Source organism: Pseudoalteromonas sp. 20-MNA-CIBAN-0454, from assembly GCF_040308685.1.
GTDB lineage: Bacteria > Pseudomonadota > Gammaproteobacteria > Enterobacterales > Alteromonadaceae > Pseudoalteromonas > Pseudoalteromonas nigrifaciens.
The window spans coordinates 31,474-48,680 of record NZ_JBEOOB010000018.1 but is presented as its reverse complement, the minus strand read 5'-3'; the positions used below and the strand labels follow the sequence as shown (position 1 = coordinate 48,680).

Genomic DNA, 17,207 nt, shown 5'->3' with positions numbered 1-17,207 from the left:
TATGTCGGCTTTTTTATTGTAGGAGACTAAGTGCACTACCAATTAATTGAAACCCAAAATCAGCTTAATACTTTTGTTGAGCAAATTAAAAACAAGCCCGTTTTAGCCATAGACACAGAGTTTATGCGTCGCCGTACTTTGTACCCAGAAGTTGCACTTATTCAAGTTTATGATGGCGAGCATTTAGCACTTATAGATCCACTGGCAGAACTGTCATTATTCGATTTTTGGCAAATTTTAAAAGATCCTGCTGTTTTAAAAGTATTTCACTCTCCTTCAGAAGACATAGAAGTTTTTCAAAAGTACGCTGGGTTTGTTCCTACGCCGTTATTCGATACTCAATTTGCACTGCAAATTTTAGGCGAAGGAAACTGCATGGGCTTTGCTCTAATGGTAAAAACCTTACTGGATATTGAAATAGATAAAAGTGAATCACGTACAAATTGGTTGCAACGGCCATTAACAAATAAACAATTAGAGTACGCTGCTGCCGATGCCTATCATTTATTACCCTGTTTTAATCTTATTATTGACAGTGTAAAAGCCGCCGATTTATTTAATATTGTTATTAGCGAAAGTGAGTTAGTGGCTAATAAGCGTGAATTTCAAACCCCAGATGAACTGCTCTATAAAGACATTAAAAATGCGTGGCAACTAAGGCCACATGAACTTGCAATATTAAGAGAGCTGGCTGTTTGGCGTCGAAATAAAGCAATTCGTAAAAATTTAGCACTTAACTTTGTATTAAAAGAACATAATATGACAGAAATTGCTAAACGAGGGCCAGCAAGTTTAAATGCATTAAGGCAAATTCCGGGCGTTGAGGCGATAGAAGTGAACCGCTCGGGAGTCGAAATACTAAAGTGTATTGAGCAAGCAAAAGCTTTGCCTGAGGAGCAACACCCAGCAATTTTAAAGCGTTTAATAGACTTTCCTAGTTACAAAAAAGTAGCGAAAGAGATAAAACAAAAAATTAATAAAGTTGCCAAAGAACATAATATTCCAGAGGATGTAATGGCTTCTAAAAAGCAGGTTAATCAACTAATTAGTTGGAATTGGAAATTATCTGCAGCACAAAAAGAGCAGTATATTAAACCAGATTTGCTTAGTTCTTGGCGCTATTCTTTTGTAAAAGATACGCTAAAAGAATGGGATGTTTGATCGTATTTAAGTATCTAAGGTTAGCTTACATAGATAACTTACTTAATAGTGTATTGAGCTAACAGGTATAAATACTAAGCTATTATAAGTGCACCTATTATTGGGAGGCAGTTATAATAGCTTTATTAATTTATTTGCTATTCATTTAGTGGTGTTTTTTATATACCACTGTTATTAAAGCGCTTTTTATGAAAGTTGAAACAATAAAACGTAAACTATTAGAACTATGTAAACCAGCTTGGATATTAGCTATTTTGGTTGCTTTTAATGGTTACTGGCTAATTAAACCTGTTGTTGCACGTATGCTCGAAATGCTACCGGGTGTATTAAACTGGTCGCTCGATTGGTTAAATTTAATTGATAAAATAGGAATAACAGAACTACCGCGCTTTATTTTAGGTGCAGGCTTAATAATAATGTCGGTTGGCTTAGCTTTAAAAGCACGTTTAGCGTGGGCTTTTTCACTGATACTATTAATAGTGGTCGCGGTTATTAGTATTTCATCGTCAAGCTCTGGGCTAATATTATTGTCTTACACTATGGTTGTGAGCATGTTATTACTCGTATACTGGAAAAGCTTTGATGGCTCTAGTATTACCGCAGGTAGTTTGTTTGCTCTAACGAGTACAGGCGCATTAATGCTTTATGCTGTGTTTGGCACTTTGTATTTAGGCAGCGAGTTTAGTACCCCTATTACCGATTTACCCACTGCATTTTACTTTTCTATTGTGAGCATGTCGACGGTAGGCTATGGCGATCTTTACCCTGTAACGTCTACAGCGCGATTATTTACCGCATCAATTATTGTTATGGGTATTACCGTTTTTGCTACTTCTATCAGTGCTATTATAGGCCCTGTGATTGGTGGTAATCTTAAAAAAATTGTTAAAGGTAGGATTTCGAACGTAATGAGAAAAAATCATTTTATTATTTTAGGTATTTCACCCACCGCACACAGTGTTTATGCGGGTTTGGTAGAGCGTGGCGATGCAGTTACTTTAGTGTGCCCAACAGGGTCTGAACACGAATACCCGGTAGATGCAGACATTGTTTATGGCGACTCAAGCTCAGCAGATATCTTAATAGAAGCGGGCGCTAAAAAGGCAAATTATATTTTAGCGTTACGTAATGATGATGCTGAAAATGCGTTTAGTATTTTAGCGGCTAAAGAAGTTGCTGGCGAGGACACTAAAACAATTGCTTTGGTTAATTCAAGTAAACATATTCCGCAAATTAAGCGCGTAAAACCTGACGTAGTATTTTCATTGCAACTACTCGGTAGTGAGCTGTTAGTGAGAACGCTAAAGGGTGAGACTATTGATAATAAACTGATCACTAAGTTGTTCTTTGGTGATGCAGAATAAGCTCGGCTAATTACGGCAATGCTTAACTACTTATATAATAACCTTAAGTGTTAACTAAACTAGTCAACTTCAAGTTGAAATATAAGAGCTTAAATAACTCTCTTATTTTAATTTTAGGGTAAAGCTAAAAAGTAAAATTGTTAAACATAAAAAAGCCGTTCACTTTAATGAACGGCTTTTTTGCGAGCAGTAATTTAATGCTTAATTACTGCCTTATACTTTTGGCTCTTCGTCAGGCAAGGTTACGTTTAGCTCAAGCACGGCTAAGTCATCTTCGTTCTGATCAAATTGAACTTGGACTGCATCACTGCTCACGTTAACGTATTTACGGATCACATCTAAAATATCTTGTTTTAATTGTGGTAAGTAATCCGGCGTTCCTCGTTGAGAACGTTCGTGCGCGACTATGATCTGCAATCGCTCTTTTGCTAATGACGCACTGTTTTTCTTTTCTGAGCGGAAGTAGTCAAGTAAAGACACGTTAACCTCCAAATATCCGTTTGAATAAACCTTTTTTCTCTACATCTAAGAAGCGAAAGTCGACAGTCTCACCTAGTAAGCGGCTAATCGCATCTGCATAAGCTTGGCCTGCATCAGATTCGCTGTCTAAAATAACAGGTTGGCCAGAGTTAGATGCACTTAATACTGCTTGAGACTCAGGAATAACGCCTAATAAATCAATCGCTAAAATATCCTGAATATCTTCAACCGATAACATTTCACCTTTAGAAACACGATCTGGATTGTAGCGAGTAATTAATAGGTGTTCTTTTATGTTTTCTAAGCCTTCTTCAGCGCGCTTAGACTTACTGTGTAAAATACCTAAAATACGGTCTGAATCTCGCACTGACGATACTTCAGGGTTTGTTGTTACAATTGCTTCATCGGCAAAGTACATAGCCATCATAGCGCCAGCTTCAATACCAGCTGGTGAATCACAAACAATGTAATCAAAGTCTTCTTTTAATTCGTTAAGCACGCGCTCAACACCTTCGCGTGTTAGGGCGTCTTTATCACGAGTTTGTGATGCAGGGAGTAAAAATAGTTTATCAACGCGCTTATCTTTAATAAGTGCTTGATTTAAATTTGCTTCACCATTAATTACGTTTACAAAGTCGTACACTACACGACGTTCACAACCCATAATTAAATCTAAATTACGTAAGCCAATATCGAAATCGATAATAACTGTTTTGTAGCCTTTTAATGCTAAGCCTGTACCAATTGCGGCACTTGACGTTGTTTTACCAACGCCACCTTTACCCGAGGTAACGACAATAACTTTTGCCATGAGATTTATCCTTTAACCAAAGCTGAAATTTCTAATGATTCATTTTTTTGTTGTATCTGCACAGCGCTACCCCAGTGTTCACCTTGCAGTGAATCACTGATCCAGTAATTGCCATTAATAGAAACAAGTTCTGCTTCTAAGCGATTACAAAATATATGTGCGTTTTTAAACCCTTTTGCGCCAGCGATTGCTCTACCACGCAGGGTTCCGTATATATGTACGTTGCCATCTGCAATAACTTCTGCGCCATGGCTTACAGCACCTAGTACCACTAAATCGCGATCTTTTGCATAAACTTGCTGACCAGAGCGTACCGTGCCATTAATTATTTGTGCAGGCAAGTGCACTGTTTTTTCAACAATAGAGGTATTGGGTTCTTTTTTAACAGATTCACTCTTAACGTCTTGTGAATAATTTAATACAGATAGGCCAGCTGCTTTGGCTTGCGTATGTTGCTCGTCTGAGCCATTACACACACCAACCGCATTAAAGCTCATACGCTCAAGTAATGATTTTAAATGAACAAAATCGAGAGAGTTATTTTTTATCTCAATTAAGTTAACAACAATAGGCGCACCTTCAAAAAACTTGGGCGCTTGGGCTATTTTAATATACAGTTGCTCTGCTAAAAGGTTTATATCAGTACTGTAAAGATGTAAAACTGATAACGTAAAAAGATTCCCTTTTAGCTCAAAAATTTGTTCTGACATACACGCTCAATTGAATTATCTGATCAGAGATTAAATTTAGATAAACGCAGGCTGAATAAGGCCTTTATTGAAATTTTCAATCTAATTATTCTAACTTATTATTGCTCTCATGTTATAGTGTGAATCATTGTTAAGCAAGAATTTATAGGGCCATAATGCTCACTGCGGTATATAAAAGTAAGAAAAAAGCGGATAGCTTCTTATTTGTTGAAAAAAGAGATGATTTTACTAAAGTTCCGGAACCTTTAATGGCTATGTTTGGTCAACCTAAATATGTGATGCTGATAAACCTAGCAAAACGTGCGATGTTAGGCACAGCTGATTTAGAAACCGTAAAAGCAGCATTGACAGAAAAAGGGTATTATTTACAAATACCGCCTCCGCAGGAGAATCTGTTAAGCCAATTACGAAAAGAAAACGGAGCCGATAATGATTAAAAAATTAGCCATGATTTTATGTGGAGTATGTTTAAGCACATCTGTAATGGCAAAAACACAAGCTGAATTTCAAACATATTTAGACGCTTTAAAGCAAGAAGCAATTGCAAAGGGTTACGACAGCCAGCTTATTGATCAAGCCTTTGCTGGTGCAAGCTATAAAGAAAAAATAGTATCTGCAGATAAAAATCAGCCAGAAGTTAAAGAAACGCTCGAAACCTATTTACCTAAACGCGTACCGCAATGGAAAATTGATCGCGCCCGTAAATTATACGCCGAAAACCAAGACGTGCTAGAAAAAGTAGCTAAAGACTTTGGCGTGCAAGCGCGCTTTATTGTGGCTATTTGGGGCCTTGAAAGTAACTTTGGTGCTATACAAGGTGGCCATAATGTAATTTCATCGCTCGTTACGCTCGCATTCGATGGTCGTCGCGAAACCATGTATAAAAAACAGCTTTGGGCTGCGCTTGATATTTTAAAGTCAGGGCACATTACCCTTGATAAGTTTAAAGGCTCTTGGGCAGGTGCTATGGGGCAAACGCAATTTATGCCTACCTCATTTAACGCTTACGCGGTTGACTATAATAACGATGGTCGCAAAGATATTTGGACTACCAAAGAAGATGCATTCGCCTCTATTGCTAATTACTTAAAGCAAGAAGGCTGGAACGACTCGCTTACATGGGGTCGTCAGGTTAAGTTACCAGAAAACTTTGATAGTAAATACGTGCTAGTGCGCGGTACTAAAACGCGTAAACAATGGTTAGAGTTTTGGAATGACTCAGAGCGCTCATTAGCTGAATGGCAAGCACTAGGTGTACGCCGTGCAGATGGTAGTGATCTGCCAAATGTAGATGTACGAGCAGCGTTGGTAATGCCAGATGATATAAATGGTCGTATGTACTTAGCCTACGATAACTATAAAGTATTTATGCACTGGAATCGCTCGTATTACTTTGCTACCAGTGTAGGTTATTTATCAGACAGAATTGGCTATCCAAAAATATAATACAGATTAAATAAGTATCTAAAAAAAGCCGCAATTGCGGCTTTTTTTGAATTTTGGGTTTTACTTACTCTTTTTTAAATATTTTATCTTTTAAATCAATTACCTTACCAATACCAGATCCTAACTTCATTAGCTTATTAAGCTGCTCAGGGGTTAAACGCTGTAATTCAGATGACCATTTAGTCACTGTTTCAAGCAGGTTATGAATTTCGCCCATTTGTTTTTGTGCGTAAAGTTCATCTTCGTTGCTTGCAGTATCTAATAGATTATCGCGCAGTAAGCTTAGAGTAGGCTCTACTTCGCGTTTTTTACGTTCTTCGAACACCCGGTTAGCCATATCCCAAATATCACCCGCAGGGGCATAATATTCTTTTCTGTCGCCAGGAATATGTTGTACTTTAATAAGCTGCCACGATTGCAGCTCTTTAATGCCCATACTAACATTACCGCGTGAAATACTGAGGGATTCTGCAATTTGGTTCGCGGTCATCGGATTTTTAGTAATAATCAATAAGCCACACATTTGTCCAATAGTACGATTGAATCCCCAGCGGCTACCCATTTCACCACAGTGCATTACAAAGGAAAAATTTTTGTCGGATAAACTCATAACTTCTTAATTTTTAGTAATTTCAGAAACTAATGCTAGCACGCTTATTGAGTATGGCAAGATTTTACAGCGAGTTAAGTAATTACTGTCAGACTAAAGTTTGATTTAGATTAATAATCACTCAGCTATATTGGTTTAAGTTGTAATGGGTATAAAGCAATGAAGTTTATTTTTAATACACATTAATACTTATTTTATAGGTATTACTTAAACGATGGAATGATTATGAAAGCTGCAATTAATAATGAATTTAAAGGTAAATTACAAATAATAGACATGCCTATCCCAGAGGTTGGCATAAATGATGTATTGGTAAAAATAGCGGCCTGTGGGGTGTGTCATACCGATTTACATGCATGTCATGGCGATTGGCCTGTTGCGCCTAAAATGCCTTTAGTGCCAGGCCACGAAGGCGTAGGTGTAATTGAAAAGGTCGGTAGCAATATTAAACACCTAGAAGTAGGCGATCGCGTTGGTGTGCCTTGGCTTTACAGTGCCTGTGGGCATTGTGAGTTTTGCTTAGATGGCAGAGAAACCCTGTGTTTGTCACAGCATAATACCGGCTACTCTATAGATGGTAGTTACGCCGAATATTGTTTAGCACACGGTGACTACGTGGTAAAAATACCCGAAGGGCTTGGCTTTTCAGAAGCCGCGCCATTATTTTGCGCTGGAGTAACCACGTATAAAGCACTTAAAGTATCGGGAGCTAAACCCGGGCAATGGGTGGCTATTGTGGGAGTGGGCGGTCTTGGGCACTTAGCTGTACAGTATGCTAAAGCAATGGGGTTTAATGTTATAGCGGTTGATACCGGCAAAGAAAAACTCGCGCTGGCCAAAGAGCTTGGCGCAGATATTACCCTCGACTTTAAAGAAGTGGTCCCAAGCGAAGCCATTTTTGAACAAGTAGGCGGCGCGCATGCAGTCGTATGTACTGCAGTTTCAAAGCCTGGTTTTGAGCAAGCTTATAAAAGTGTACGTCGTGGTGGTAAGTGTGTGTTAGTGGGTTTACCGCCAGAGGATATGCCATTACCTATTTTTGATACAGTGCTAAATGGTGTGTCAGTTGTGGGCTCTATTGTAGGTACTCGAAAAGATTTACAAGAGTGCTTAGAATTTGCAGCACAAGGTAAAGTAAAAGCAATTATTGAAGAAAAACGCTTAGAGGATATTAACGAAATTTTTGATGATATGCTCAAAGGCGAAATTAATGGTCGTATAGTTGTTACTATCTGATCTAAATTAAGCATTCATCAAACACAAAAAAGCACGGTTTCTAAATTAGAAAACCGTGCTTTTTAAGTATTTAACTAGTTAAAGTGTGTAGCTAAAGCTTAATTTAGCATTGCGTTCTTGCCCAGGCATACCGCCTAAAAACATGGCTTTAGAGTAATAACGCTTATTAAATAAATTATTAAGATTTAGCTGCATATGCCATTTATCAGTTGTGTACGAAATGGCAGTGTCATAAATTGTATAGCTAGGTACATAACCATCCGGAATCGAAAACGAGCTAGAGTTAGTGCTGCGGTTATCTACAAAAGTAATACCGCCGCTAATATTTACCGCCTCTGGTAAATTAAACATGTTTGCGTAGTAAGTTACCCAAGTGCTGGCAGTTACATAGGGCACGCCTTTTTGGCGAGTATCGAAACTGCTGCTATTAGGATTACTTTGATCACGTGCATCTTGGTATACGCCGTTGACGTTTATTTTCCATTTATCGTTTAAGTAAGCGTTTAAATCAAGCTCCACACCTTTGGTTTCTTCTTTACCATTATAAAAGCTTTCAACTACACCCTCTGCAGATACACCCGCTTCATAAAGAGGATTAGCATACTCTAAATTAGTTCGCGCGCTTTCAAATACCACAATAGACGCTAATAACTGATCGTCAAAGGCCTTAAAGCGAAATCCTAAATCGTTACTTAACGATTCAGAATCTTCTCTGTCGGCTTCGTTACCACTTACAGAGCCTAAAACACTGTAGGCTGTTCGCCCTTTAGAATGATTAACAAATATCGAGAAATCTTCAGTTGGTTGATAAGTTGCACCTAAATTATAGGTTAAACCACTGTCAGATGTATTTGCCTCAGGGGTTGGGTTTGCACGGCTTGAACTGTAGCGCTCATCTACACCTAAATGCTCGTAACTTTGTTTAATACGGTTATAGGCAACCCCAATACGTGTAGTAAGGGCTTCATTTATATAGCTTACATATTGAATACCTAACCCCCAAGCTTGTACTTTTTTATTGTAGTCGCTGGTTTTAAGTGGGTCGTAATCGGCAAAGTTACCGGTTGGCCAGTTAGGCTCTCGTATATCGTAAATGTAGGGCAGTGTGCCTTGGTAAAGTAAGTTACCGTCGCTATCGTTAATCACTTTATCGGCATCATAAATAGAATATTGTTTAAAGCCAATATCTCTATCTTCATAATTAGCGTTTACTAATAACTCGTTGTCTATATCGGCTACTGAAAAGTCGTAACGCAAATCGGCAAAGTACTGCCATGACTTTTCGTCGGCCTCCACTTGGCGATACTCTTGGCGGCGTGCTGCAAACGGGTAAAGTACCCCGTCTTCAACTAGTGGCGCGCGCGGATCTTGGTTTATTACTCCACTGCGAGTTGAATACACGTAATTATAAGCCCCGGTTTGACGAGCAAAGCTTGAGGTGTAATTACGATACTGCAATTGTTGATTCAAAAATAAATCATCGGTAATAAAGTAGTTGTGGGTTAATTTAAAACGCAGCTCCTCACCTTCGTTATCTTTAGCCATAGGTGAAATAATACCATTAGTACCAAAGCTGTAAGGCGTTAAACCATCTGAAGACGATAATGAATTTGCAAGCTCAATGCGCTGCGCTTCAGATAATTGCAAGCCATTGCCAGACGGATCATTTACTAAATCAGCACCGGTTACTTGATCTGACGTTAGTCCATTTACCGAATTTGCATCGTAAATACGAATAGGGTGACCAATTGAATCCACTGCAATGGCATCTTTAATGTAGGCCGCGGAGAGCATAATATTTTGTTTGTTATCGAATACATATTTAAGCGAGGTATAAATTTCGTCGCGATCTTCTTTTAAGTCACGAAAGCCGGCACTTGAAGCTGTTTTAGCCATGACCCTGTAGGCTAAATTATCGGTTATAGCATTGGTGCTATCAATCGAAAGTGCATAACTATCCCACTGGCCAAGCTCTACGCCCACTTTATGTTTTTCGTTAAACTCAGGCTTTTTTTCAATTAGGTTTATTACGCCACCAGCGCTACCTATACCATATAAACCAGTAGCAGGGCCTTTTAGTACTTCAACCGATTCAACATTAGTAAGTGAACGAGTAGGGTTAAAGGTATTACCTAGCCCAGCACCGCCATACATACCGTCGTAGGTGTAATTGGCATCTAAGCCGCGAATTACTAAATTATCGCCAATACCGTAGTTATTGCCGGCTTGAGTTAAACCACTTACGTTGCGTACTAAATCTTGCAGGCTATTAACCCCTTGTGATTCAATAAGTTCACGGTCAATAATAACCACAGGAGCTGGGGTTTCCATTAACGACATGTTTGACTTAGTAGCTAAGCCAGAGCTCATAACAACACGGTTTTGTTTTTCGTAAACGCTAATGCGCTCTATGTTGTCTTCAACTTTTATATCATTAGCAAAGGCTAATTGTGCATTTAAACAAGCAAGGGTAAGTAAAGAATATTTAAAGTTATGCATATAATGGTAAGTATTCGTATTTAACAAGTTGCGCGAATGATAATGGTTATCGTTATTAAAATAAATAAAAAGTTTAAAAAAAGCTTTTATAACAATCTGTTTGCTGGTTTTTTAAGCGTGTTGGAATTGGTAAGCGTAACTTATGCTTTTTAAATATACGCTTAGCTTTATCAGCCTGGGTTGGCCAAAGTTTCAGCTATAAATTGTTTAGGCTTAAAAATTAAAGGCCCGCTGTAAACTAAAAGCGAGCCTTATGTAGATCTACTTAAAAAGAGTTACTAGTTTTTGTAAACTACCCCTGCTTTCATTACAAAAGGAATGTGCTCAAGTGTTGCAATATTTTTAAGCGGATTACCTTTTACTGCAATAATATCGGCTGCAAAGCCTGTTTTAAGTTGGCCTAATTGCTTATCCATTTTTAATAGCTTTGCACTATTTACAGTAGATGCTTGAATTGCTTGCAGTTCAGTCATACCAAACTCAACCATGCGAGAAAACTGTTTAGCATTATCGCCATGTGGGTAAATAGCAGCATCAGTGCCAAATACCATATTAACGCCGGCGTTCACTGCACGTTTAAAGCTATCACGCTGTACTTTAGATACTTGGCGTTCTTTATTTAGATTTTCCTCATCTACGCCATTTTGCTCGCCAAAACTCAATGTATATTCGGTATTGTAAATATCCATTGAAAGCCAAGTACCATGATCTTTAGCTAATTTAATTGCCTCGTCATCTAAATAACTGGCATGCTCTACGCTATCAACACCGGCTTTAATTGCGGTTTTTATACCATCTGTACCATGAGCATGCGCGGCTACTGGTAAGTCGCGAAGGTGCGCTTCATCTACAATGGCTTTCATTTCTTCAAACGAGTACTGCTGTGCGCCCAATTTAGTCCCTTTTGAAAATACTCCCCCTGTGGCACAAAATTTAATGGCGTTGGCGCCGTATTTAATATTTTCGCGCACTTTAACGCGTACCGCCCATGGACCATCGGCAACGCCTTGCGAGGTATATTTAAGCTCAGGTGGCAAACGGTTGTTATCACAATGGCCGCCGGTAATACCTAAAGAGGGGCCTGCTGCCCAAATACGAGGGCCAATTATATCGCCTGCATTAATTCCATCGCGTACTGCAATTACGCTGTAACCTTCTGCGCCTACGTTGCGCACGGTAGTAAATCCAGCTTCAAGGGTTTTTTTCGCAAAGTACGCTGCTTTTACAGCCATACGCGGTACCGATTGTCCTACACGCTCACTGCGAGGTACCGTTGGATCGCTGGTTAAATGCACGTGCATGTCCATTAATCCTGGCATAAGTGTCAGTTCAGGCAGCTTAATATGTTCATCTCCTTTATTAAGCTTAGGCGTTTTATTGCTATCAATAGCGGTGATCACGCCATTATCTATGGTAATAAGGGGTGACTGTATTAACTTACCACTTTGAACATCAAGCATTGCCTTAGCAGATACATAAGTAACAGCATAGGCATTCATACTGTTTAAACATAAAAGTGCGATAGAAGCAGACAGTAGTTGTTTTTTCATATTAGGGGGTCTTTTATTAGTATTTTAAATTAACTCGACTTTACCAAGCTAAGCACAAACTGCAAATAAATAGCGATGGCTGTTATCTATCGTAATTTCTTTATTTAGTTGATGTAACTACGCATACTCGATAAGTAAATTTTAACAAGGTATCAGCATGAAATTAATAAACTTGGCGGTTATAGCCAGTGGTGTACTGCTTGCTTTAAGTGGTTGCACTAATATAAATAAAAGTAAGCATGAAAGTAACACCACCAGTAGCCACGCGCAATTGAGCATGGCTAATACTGCCAAAGCAGTGGTGTCAGAGCTTTCAGCACAACAACAGCTTGATGTACTGGTAGCTCAATATTACGATGAATCGCTTATGTTTAGCCCTCTCAGTGCCACTTACAATGGCCGTAATGAGTTTAATAACCAATTTACGCCTGTTATTTCATCGGCTAGCCGTGATAAAAAAGCCGCTTTTTATAAAAAATATCAACAGCGCTTAACACTTATAGATAAAGAGCAGCTAGTAGGACAAGCATTATTAAGCTTTGAAGTATTAGCCCAAGACTTAGCGCTTAAGCTTGAAGGAATGCAATACCCAGATTATTTACTGCCAATTAATCAAATGGCAGGGGCACATAACACCTTTGCTGGTTTTGGCTCGGGACAAAGTGCACAACCTTTTAATACAGTTGAAGATTACAGCAACTTTTTAGCCCGAAGTGAGGGCTTTATTAACTGGCTTGTAAGTGTGCAAGAATCAATGGCGCAAGGCATAAAGCTGGGCGTAGTATTACCAACGCCACTGGCTAAAAAGCTGCAACCACAATTTGCAGCCCATGTGGTAACTGACGCCGAAGACTCACTATTTTGGGCGCCAATTAAAAACTTCCCAGAGTCGTTTACAGCGCAGCAAAAGCAACAAATTACAGTACAATATAGGAAATTGATTATAGAGCGTTTAGTACCTGCATATAACAGCATGAGCGAGTTTTTAGCTAATCAATATATTCCTAATAGCCGAGAAAGTGTTGGTTATAGCGATTTACCTAACGGTAAAGCGTGGTACGAATACCAAATTAAAAAACACACTACACTTAGTTTATCTGCTAACGAAATTCATGATATTGGTTTAAGTGAAGTAGCGCGTATTTTATCGCAAATGAAAAAAGTAAAAGAAACAGTTGGCTTTAAAGGTGACTTATCTGCATTTTTTGACCACTTACGTGATTCGGACGAATTTTATTACAACACGCCGCAAGAGTTAATAGCGGCATACGAAAACGTAAAACAAAAAATTGATGCGCGTTTGCCACTGCTTTTTAACATAGCACCAAAAGCGCCATACGTTGTAAAAGCAGTAGAAGCTTACAGAGCACAGTCGGCTGCGGGCGCATCTTATGCGTCTCCAGCACCAGATGGCTCTCGCCCAGGTGTTTTTTATATTAATACCTATAACTTAAAGGCGCAGGCTAAGTTTTTACTCGAAACGCTCTCGATTCACGAAGCAGCACCTGGGCATCACTTTCAAATAGCATTACAGCAAGAAATAGATGGCCTGCCAGATTTTCGTAAATTTGGTGGCTACACCGTATTTGCCGAAGGTTGGGCGTTGTACGCTGAAAGTTTAGGGAAAGAGCTTGGCTTATTTACCGACCCGTATATGTGGTATGGGCGTTTATCAGATGAGCAATTACGCGCTATGCGTTTAGTACTCGACACTGGTTTTCATGCAAAAGGCTGGACGCGTCAGCAAGGTATTGATTACATGCTAGCTAATTCGTCTATGGCTAAAAGTGATGTAATAGCCGAAGTTGAGCGTTACATAGCATGGCCAGGCCAAGCGCTGTCATATAAATTAGGAGAGTTTAAAATTAGTGAGCTGCGCGACTACGCACATAAACAGCTAGGTAATAAGTTTGATATTAAAGCGTTTCACACGCAAATACTCATAGATGGCGCATTACCTATGCCAATTTTAGAACAGAAAATAAAGCGCTGGGTTAAATCAGTACAATAATGCTTAGGCAAAGCCCTTACCTGCAAGGTATTGGCTTTGCGCCATTTGCAGCAATACGGTAGAATGCGCGCTCTTTAGGGGCGCGAGTACATTATGTTTGATCAACAATTAGCAAATACACAATTTTGGCTTGAAAAAAGCCTAAGCGACATGAACCAAAATGAATGGGAAGCCATTTGTGACGGCTGCGGGAAATGCTGCTTAAATACCTTTATTGATAGCGAAGATGAAGATGAATTTACCGCCACCGATCAGCTACGCGAAGGTGAGCAGTTAATATTTACTAATATTGTGTGTCAGTATCTCGATAATAATACCTGTGGTTGTAGCGAATACGAAAATCGTCAAACGCTGGTACCATCTTGTGTAAAACTTACCAAAGAAAACCTCAAAGATATCTTTTTTATGCCACAAAGTTGCAGCTATCGCCGTTTGCACGAAGGGCGAGGGTTGGCCTCGTGGCATCCGCTGTTAAATAATGGCGACAAAACAAAAATGCATCAGCAGGGCATTTCGGTAAAAGACAAAACCGTAAAAGATTGCGACGTTAAGCTCGATGACTTTGACCTATATATAGCAGAGTGGCCAACCAAGGATAGTGATTAATGAGCAAGCAACAGGCTGTTATTGGTTTATTAAATCCCAAAAGCCCAACTAATGTGGGCGGTGTATTACGTGCTGCAGGTTGCTACGACGCACAGCAGGTGTTTTTTACCGGAAACCGTTATTTAAATGCACAAAAGTTTCATACCGATACAAAAAATGTGGTTGAGCGAATTTCACTAACTGCCACCGATAATTTAGAAAAAGTAAAGCCACAAGGTGCCACGGTTGTGGTTATTGAGCTAATTGAAGGTGCAACGCCACTGCCTGAGTTTACCCACCCAGAAAACGCATTTTATGTGTTTGGCCCAGAGGATGGCTCAGTGTCTAAAGACGTTTTAAAGTGGGCCGACGAAGTCGTGTATATTCCTACTATTGGCTGCATGAACCTCGCCGCCACTTGTAACGTGGTGCTATACGACCGTTTAGCAAAACTAGGCGGCGTAGAGAGCAGTGATACTACAATTATCAATTCGCGCGACACCAATAATAAAATGAAATGGGAAAAAGCATAGCGTTTTAGTCGCTGTGCAGCGTATTTTAAAACGACATAAATCTCCCGCAGTTAAGCGCCAATCAGTAATAAGCCTCGCAAGGGGCTTGTATTTTTAAGTACACAATTTAAACAACACGCCTTAATCTTCCCGATCCTTCTAAGTTCATGAATAATCATAATTAAGCCTTTATTACTGTTTTAGCTCTTTTGTTGCTCGTAAGCTTTAATAACTAAGACATTTAGTTAAATATTTGCTAAAACTGTAGGTGCTAATAATAACAATTAAAAAAGGGCACTTATGCTTGGCTCGTTAAAATTTACCTCTAAGGTCACTATTGCTGCATCACTGGTATTAGTGTTGGTACTTGGTGTTTTTACAATTAATAACTATGTATCTATGCGTAATCAAACCGAGCAGCAACTTGCTCTCGTACTGCAACAAAGTTCAGAATCTGTTTCGCAAAACATTGCTAATTGGCTAAATGACAAACTGGCAATTGTTATTGCCATAGCAAAAACGCACCAATCTGGTGATAGCAAAGCGCTTACCCTTACACAGCTTAATACCGCTGAGTTGGCCGGAAACTTTAAAAATACCTATATTGGTAAATCCAATGGCGTGTTTATATTAAACGATCAAAGCGTAGTATTGCCCGCTGATTTTGATGCCACGTCTCGCCCTTGGTACAAGCTAGTAGAAAACAAAGTAAATACTGCCTTTACTACCCCTTATATAGATGTAACCAGCAATGAACTTACTATATCTGCGGTTGTGCCGATGCAGCAAAATGAGCAGTTTATTGGTGTAGCGGGCGCCGATATAGAAATGAGCATTATTACAAAAATTATTAACGATATAGATTTTTTAGGCTTAGGTTACGGCTTTTTAATTGACAGTAACGGCCAAGTGTTAAGCCACCCTAACAGAGCACTTAATTTAAAAAATACTACTGAGTTATTTGCTACCCACACTGCTTTGCAAAGCGAATTTACAGAGTATCAAGTGGCAGGGCAAAGTAAGCTTATATCGTATACAAAAATACGCGGTATAGAAAACGTTGACTGGTACTTAGGCGTGGTAATCGATAAAGATAAAGCCTTTGCTAGTGTATCGGCCTTTGGTAAAACGGCCGCTATATATATGCTTATTGGTATAGTTGTTATCATTATTATGATGCAACTATTATTGCGCTATTTAATGCGCCCAATGCAGCGATTAAACGACGCTATTAAAAACATTGCCCAAGGTGAAGGCGACCTAACGTGTAGATTAGAAGTTGAAAATGAAGACGAATTCGGCGAGTTAAGTCATTCTTTTAATTTATTCATTGAAAAAATACAGCACTCTATTGAGCAAGTAAAGCACACCACAGAGTCATTAGATGTGGCTATTTCGAGTTTAGTGGCGCAAACCGACTCAACATTATTAATGTACGAAGACCAAACTAAACGTACCGACAGTGTAGCTACCGCTATTAATCAGTTTTCTGCCACCGCAATGGAAATATCAAACAGTGCTGAGCGTGCCTCTAAGTTAGCTAAAAATGCCGATCAGCACTCAGCGCAAAACCAGCAAACACTCAGTAATAATGTGGCCAGTATTCATCAGTTATCAAAAAATATGGAACAGGCACAGCAAACTATTAATAGCTTAAACGTGCATACAGCCAGTATTGGCCAAGTGCTTGAGGTAATTAAAGGGGTAAGCGAGCAAACAAATTTACTGGCCCTTAACGCTGCAATAGAAGCTGCACGGGCTGGTGAAGCTGGGCGAGGTTTTGCTGTAGTTGCTGATGAAGTTCGTCAATTAGCGCACCGAACCCAGCAATCAACCCAAGAAATAGAAGACACCGTAAGCCAATTACAAAAAGGCTCTAATTTAGCGGTAGAACTAATGAAAACCAGTTTAAGCGACAGCGAAACAAGCGTGCAACAAGCCGATGCAGTAGGTGTTGTAATGCAGCAGATTATAGATGCAATACAAAAAATTAGCGATGCGAATCATGTTGTAGCTAGTGCAACCGATGAGCAAAATCAGGTTGTTAAATCCCTCGATTCAGACATTCACAATATTAGTGAGCTTTCAATACAGGGCAAAGCTAATTTAAACCGTACCTTGGATGAATGCACCAAGCTTAAACAACAATTTAGCGATTTAGAGCGTATGGTTAAAAAGTTTAAAGTTTAAATTTTAAAAACAAACGCTAACAACAGTTTAGCTATTAATCAT

Annotated in this window: 15 protein-coding genes; 9 read left to right on the top strand and 6 right to left on the bottom strand. The window is 39.2% G+C overall.

The window, feature by feature from the left end; genetic code table 11:
- Window positions 1-30: 30 nt before the first annotated feature.
- Entirely contained in the window at window positions 31-1,161 is a 1,131-nt protein-coding gene (gene rnd, locus AAEZ22_RS10475; protein ID WP_197182655.1) for a ribonuclease D, read from the top strand.
- Between the two features lie 188 nt (window positions 1,162-1,349).
- Entirely contained in the window at window positions 1,350-2,525 is a 1,176-nt protein-coding gene (kch, locus tag AAEZ22_RS10470) for a voltage-gated potassium channel protein (RefSeq protein ID WP_011330128.1), read from the top strand.
- Between the two features lie 213 nt (window positions 2,526-2,738).
- Here kch and minE read toward each other — a convergent pair whose 3' ends face one another.
- The 3 genes from minE to minC are packed head-to-tail and all read right to left on the bottom strand — an operon-like array spanning window position 2,739 to window position 4,526.
- Window positions 2,739-3,005: a cell division topological specificity factor MinE gene (minE, locus tag AAEZ22_RS10465; protein WP_024604840.1), complete on the bottom strand. Its 267-nt coding sequence runs from the start codon at window positions 3,003-3,005 to the stop codon at window positions 2,739-2,741.
- Window position 3,006: 1 nt separating this feature from the next.
- The gene (gene minD / locus AAEZ22_RS10460) at window positions 3,007-3,816 is read right to left on the bottom strand and encodes a septum site-determining protein MinD (protein WP_011330130.1); all 810 of its coding nucleotides are present in this window, start codon (window positions 3,814-3,816) and stop codon (window positions 3,007-3,009) included.
- Between the two features lie 5 nt (window positions 3,817-3,821).
- Window positions 3,822-4,526 carry a septum site-determining protein MinC gene (gene minC / locus AAEZ22_RS10455; RefSeq protein WP_011330131.1) on the bottom strand — a complete coding sequence of 235 codons (705 nt, stop codon included), beginning with the start codon at window positions 4,524-4,526 and terminating at the stop codon, window positions 3,822-3,824.
- A gap of 155 nt (window positions 4,527-4,681) precedes the next feature.
- Here minC and AAEZ22_RS10450 point away from each other — a divergent pair, with 155 nt between their 5' ends.
- Together AAEZ22_RS10450 and AAEZ22_RS10445 are read left to right on the top strand one after the other, a co-directional pair.
- On the top strand, window positions 4,682-4,963 hold the full coding sequence (locus AAEZ22_RS10450) for a YcgL domain-containing protein (RefSeq protein ID WP_011330132.1): 282 nt from the start codon (window positions 4,682-4,684) through the stop codon (window positions 4,961-4,963).
- Window positions 4,956-5,972: a lytic murein transglycosylase gene (locus AAEZ22_RS10445; protein WP_011330133.1), complete on the top strand. Its 1,017-nt coding sequence runs from the start codon at window positions 4,956-4,958 to the stop codon at window positions 5,970-5,972. The genes AAEZ22_RS10450 and AAEZ22_RS10445 overlap by 8 nt, the downstream gene beginning before the upstream one ends.
- A gap of 64 nt (window positions 5,973-6,036) precedes the next feature.
- Here the strand turns inward: AAEZ22_RS10445 and AAEZ22_RS10440 are convergent, their stop codons facing one another.
- Window positions 6,037-6,582, bottom strand: coding sequence for a GbsR/MarR family transcriptional regulator (locus AAEZ22_RS10440; RefSeq protein ID WP_011330134.1), 546 nt, complete (start codon window positions 6,580-6,582; stop codon window positions 6,037-6,039).
- Between the two features lie 225 nt (window positions 6,583-6,807).
- Here AAEZ22_RS10440 and adhP point away from each other — a divergent pair, with 225 nt between their 5' ends.
- On the top strand, window positions 6,808-7,818 hold the full coding sequence (gene adhP / locus AAEZ22_RS10435) for an alcohol dehydrogenase AdhP (RefSeq protein ID WP_011330135.1): 1,011 nt from the start codon (window positions 6,808-6,810) through the stop codon (window positions 7,816-7,818).
- Window positions 7,819-7,896: 78 nt separating this feature from the next.
- Here the strand turns inward: adhP and AAEZ22_RS10430 are convergent, their stop codons facing one another.
- Window positions 7,897-10,317, bottom strand: coding sequence for a TonB-dependent receptor (locus tag AAEZ22_RS10430; RefSeq protein ID WP_197182654.1), 2,421 nt, complete (start codon window positions 10,315-10,317; stop codon window positions 7,897-7,899).
- Between the two features lie 278 nt (window positions 10,318-10,595).
- Complete coding sequence (locus tag AAEZ22_RS10425; RefSeq protein WP_197182653.1) at window positions 10,596-11,867, bottom strand: Xaa-Pro dipeptidase; 1,272 nt, start codon at window positions 11,865-11,867, stop codon at window positions 10,596-10,598.
- A 157-nt stretch (window positions 11,868-12,024) separates the two neighbouring features.
- On the opposite strand from AAEZ22_RS10425, the gene AAEZ22_RS10420 reads away from it, so the two are divergent.
- The 4 genes from AAEZ22_RS10420 (at window position 12,025) to AAEZ22_RS10405 (ending at window position 17,165) form a co-directional block, all read left to right on the top strand.
- Entirely contained in the window at window positions 12,025-13,878 is a 1,854-nt protein-coding gene (locus AAEZ22_RS10420; protein ID WP_197182652.1) for a DUF885 domain-containing protein, read from the top strand.
- Between the two features lie 93 nt (window positions 13,879-13,971).
- On the top strand, window positions 13,972-14,484 hold the full coding sequence (locus AAEZ22_RS10415) for a YcgN family cysteine cluster protein (protein ID WP_011330139.1): 513 nt from the start codon (window positions 13,972-13,974) through the stop codon (window positions 14,482-14,484).
- Window positions 14,484-14,996, top strand: coding sequence for an RNA methyltransferase (locus AAEZ22_RS10410; RefSeq protein WP_011330140.1), 513 nt, complete (start codon window positions 14,484-14,486; stop codon window positions 14,994-14,996). Before AAEZ22_RS10415 ends, AAEZ22_RS10410 begins: the two co-directional genes overlap by 1 nt.
- Before the next feature lie 279 nt (window positions 14,997-15,275).
- Window positions 15,276-17,165, top strand: coding sequence for a methyl-accepting chemotaxis protein (locus AAEZ22_RS10405; protein ID WP_197182651.1), 1,890 nt, complete (start codon window positions 15,276-15,278; stop codon window positions 17,163-17,165).
- Window positions 17,166-17,207 lie beyond the last annotated feature (42 nt).

Bases quoted from the DNA above. Each gene is read 5' to 3' on its own strand.
- minD (WP_011330130.1), bottom strand. From the start codon at position 3,816: ATGGCAAAAGTTATTGTCGTTACCTCGGGTAAAGGTGGCGTTGGTAAA.
- AAEZ22_RS10445 (WP_011330133.1), top strand. From the start codon at position 4,956: ATGATTAAAAAATTAGCCATGATTTTATGTGGAGTATGTTTAAGCACA.
- kch (WP_011330128.1), top strand. From the start codon at position 1,350: ATGAAAGTTGAAACAATAAAACGTAAACTATTAGAACTATGTAAACCA.
- adhP (WP_011330135.1), top strand. From the start codon at position 6,808: ATGAAAGCTGCAATTAATAATGAATTTAAAGGTAAATTACAAATAATA.
- AAEZ22_RS10420 (WP_197182652.1), top strand. From the start codon at position 12,025: ATGAAATTAATAAACTTGGCGGTTATAGCCAGTGGTGTACTGCTTGCT.
- minC (WP_011330131.1), bottom strand. From the start codon at position 4,526: ATGTCAGAACAAATTTTTGAGCTAAAAGGGAATCTTTTTACGTTATCA.
- AAEZ22_RS10415 (WP_011330139.1), top strand. From the start codon at position 13,972: ATGTTTGATCAACAATTAGCAAATACACAATTTTGGCTTGAAAAAAGC.
- AAEZ22_RS10440 (WP_011330134.1), bottom strand. From the start codon at position 6,582: ATGAGTTTATCCGACAAAAATTTTTCCTTTGTAATGCACTGTGGTGAA.
- AAEZ22_RS10425 (WP_197182653.1), bottom strand. From the start codon at position 11,867: ATGAAAAAACAACTACTGTCTGCTTCTATCGCACTTTTATGTTTAAAC.
- AAEZ22_RS10405 (WP_197182651.1), top strand. From the start codon at position 15,276: ATGCTTGGCTCGTTAAAATTTACCTCTAAGGTCACTATTGCTGCATCA.
- AAEZ22_RS10450 (WP_011330132.1), top strand. From the start codon at position 4,682: ATGCTCACTGCGGTATATAAAAGTAAGAAAAAAGCGGATAGCTTCTTA.
- AAEZ22_RS10430 (WP_197182654.1), bottom strand. From the start codon at position 10,317: ATGCATAACTTTAAATATTCTTTACTTACCCTTGCTTGTTTAAATGCA.
- AAEZ22_RS10410 (WP_011330140.1), top strand. From the start codon at position 14,484: ATGAGCAAGCAACAGGCTGTTATTGGTTTATTAAATCCCAAAAGCCCA.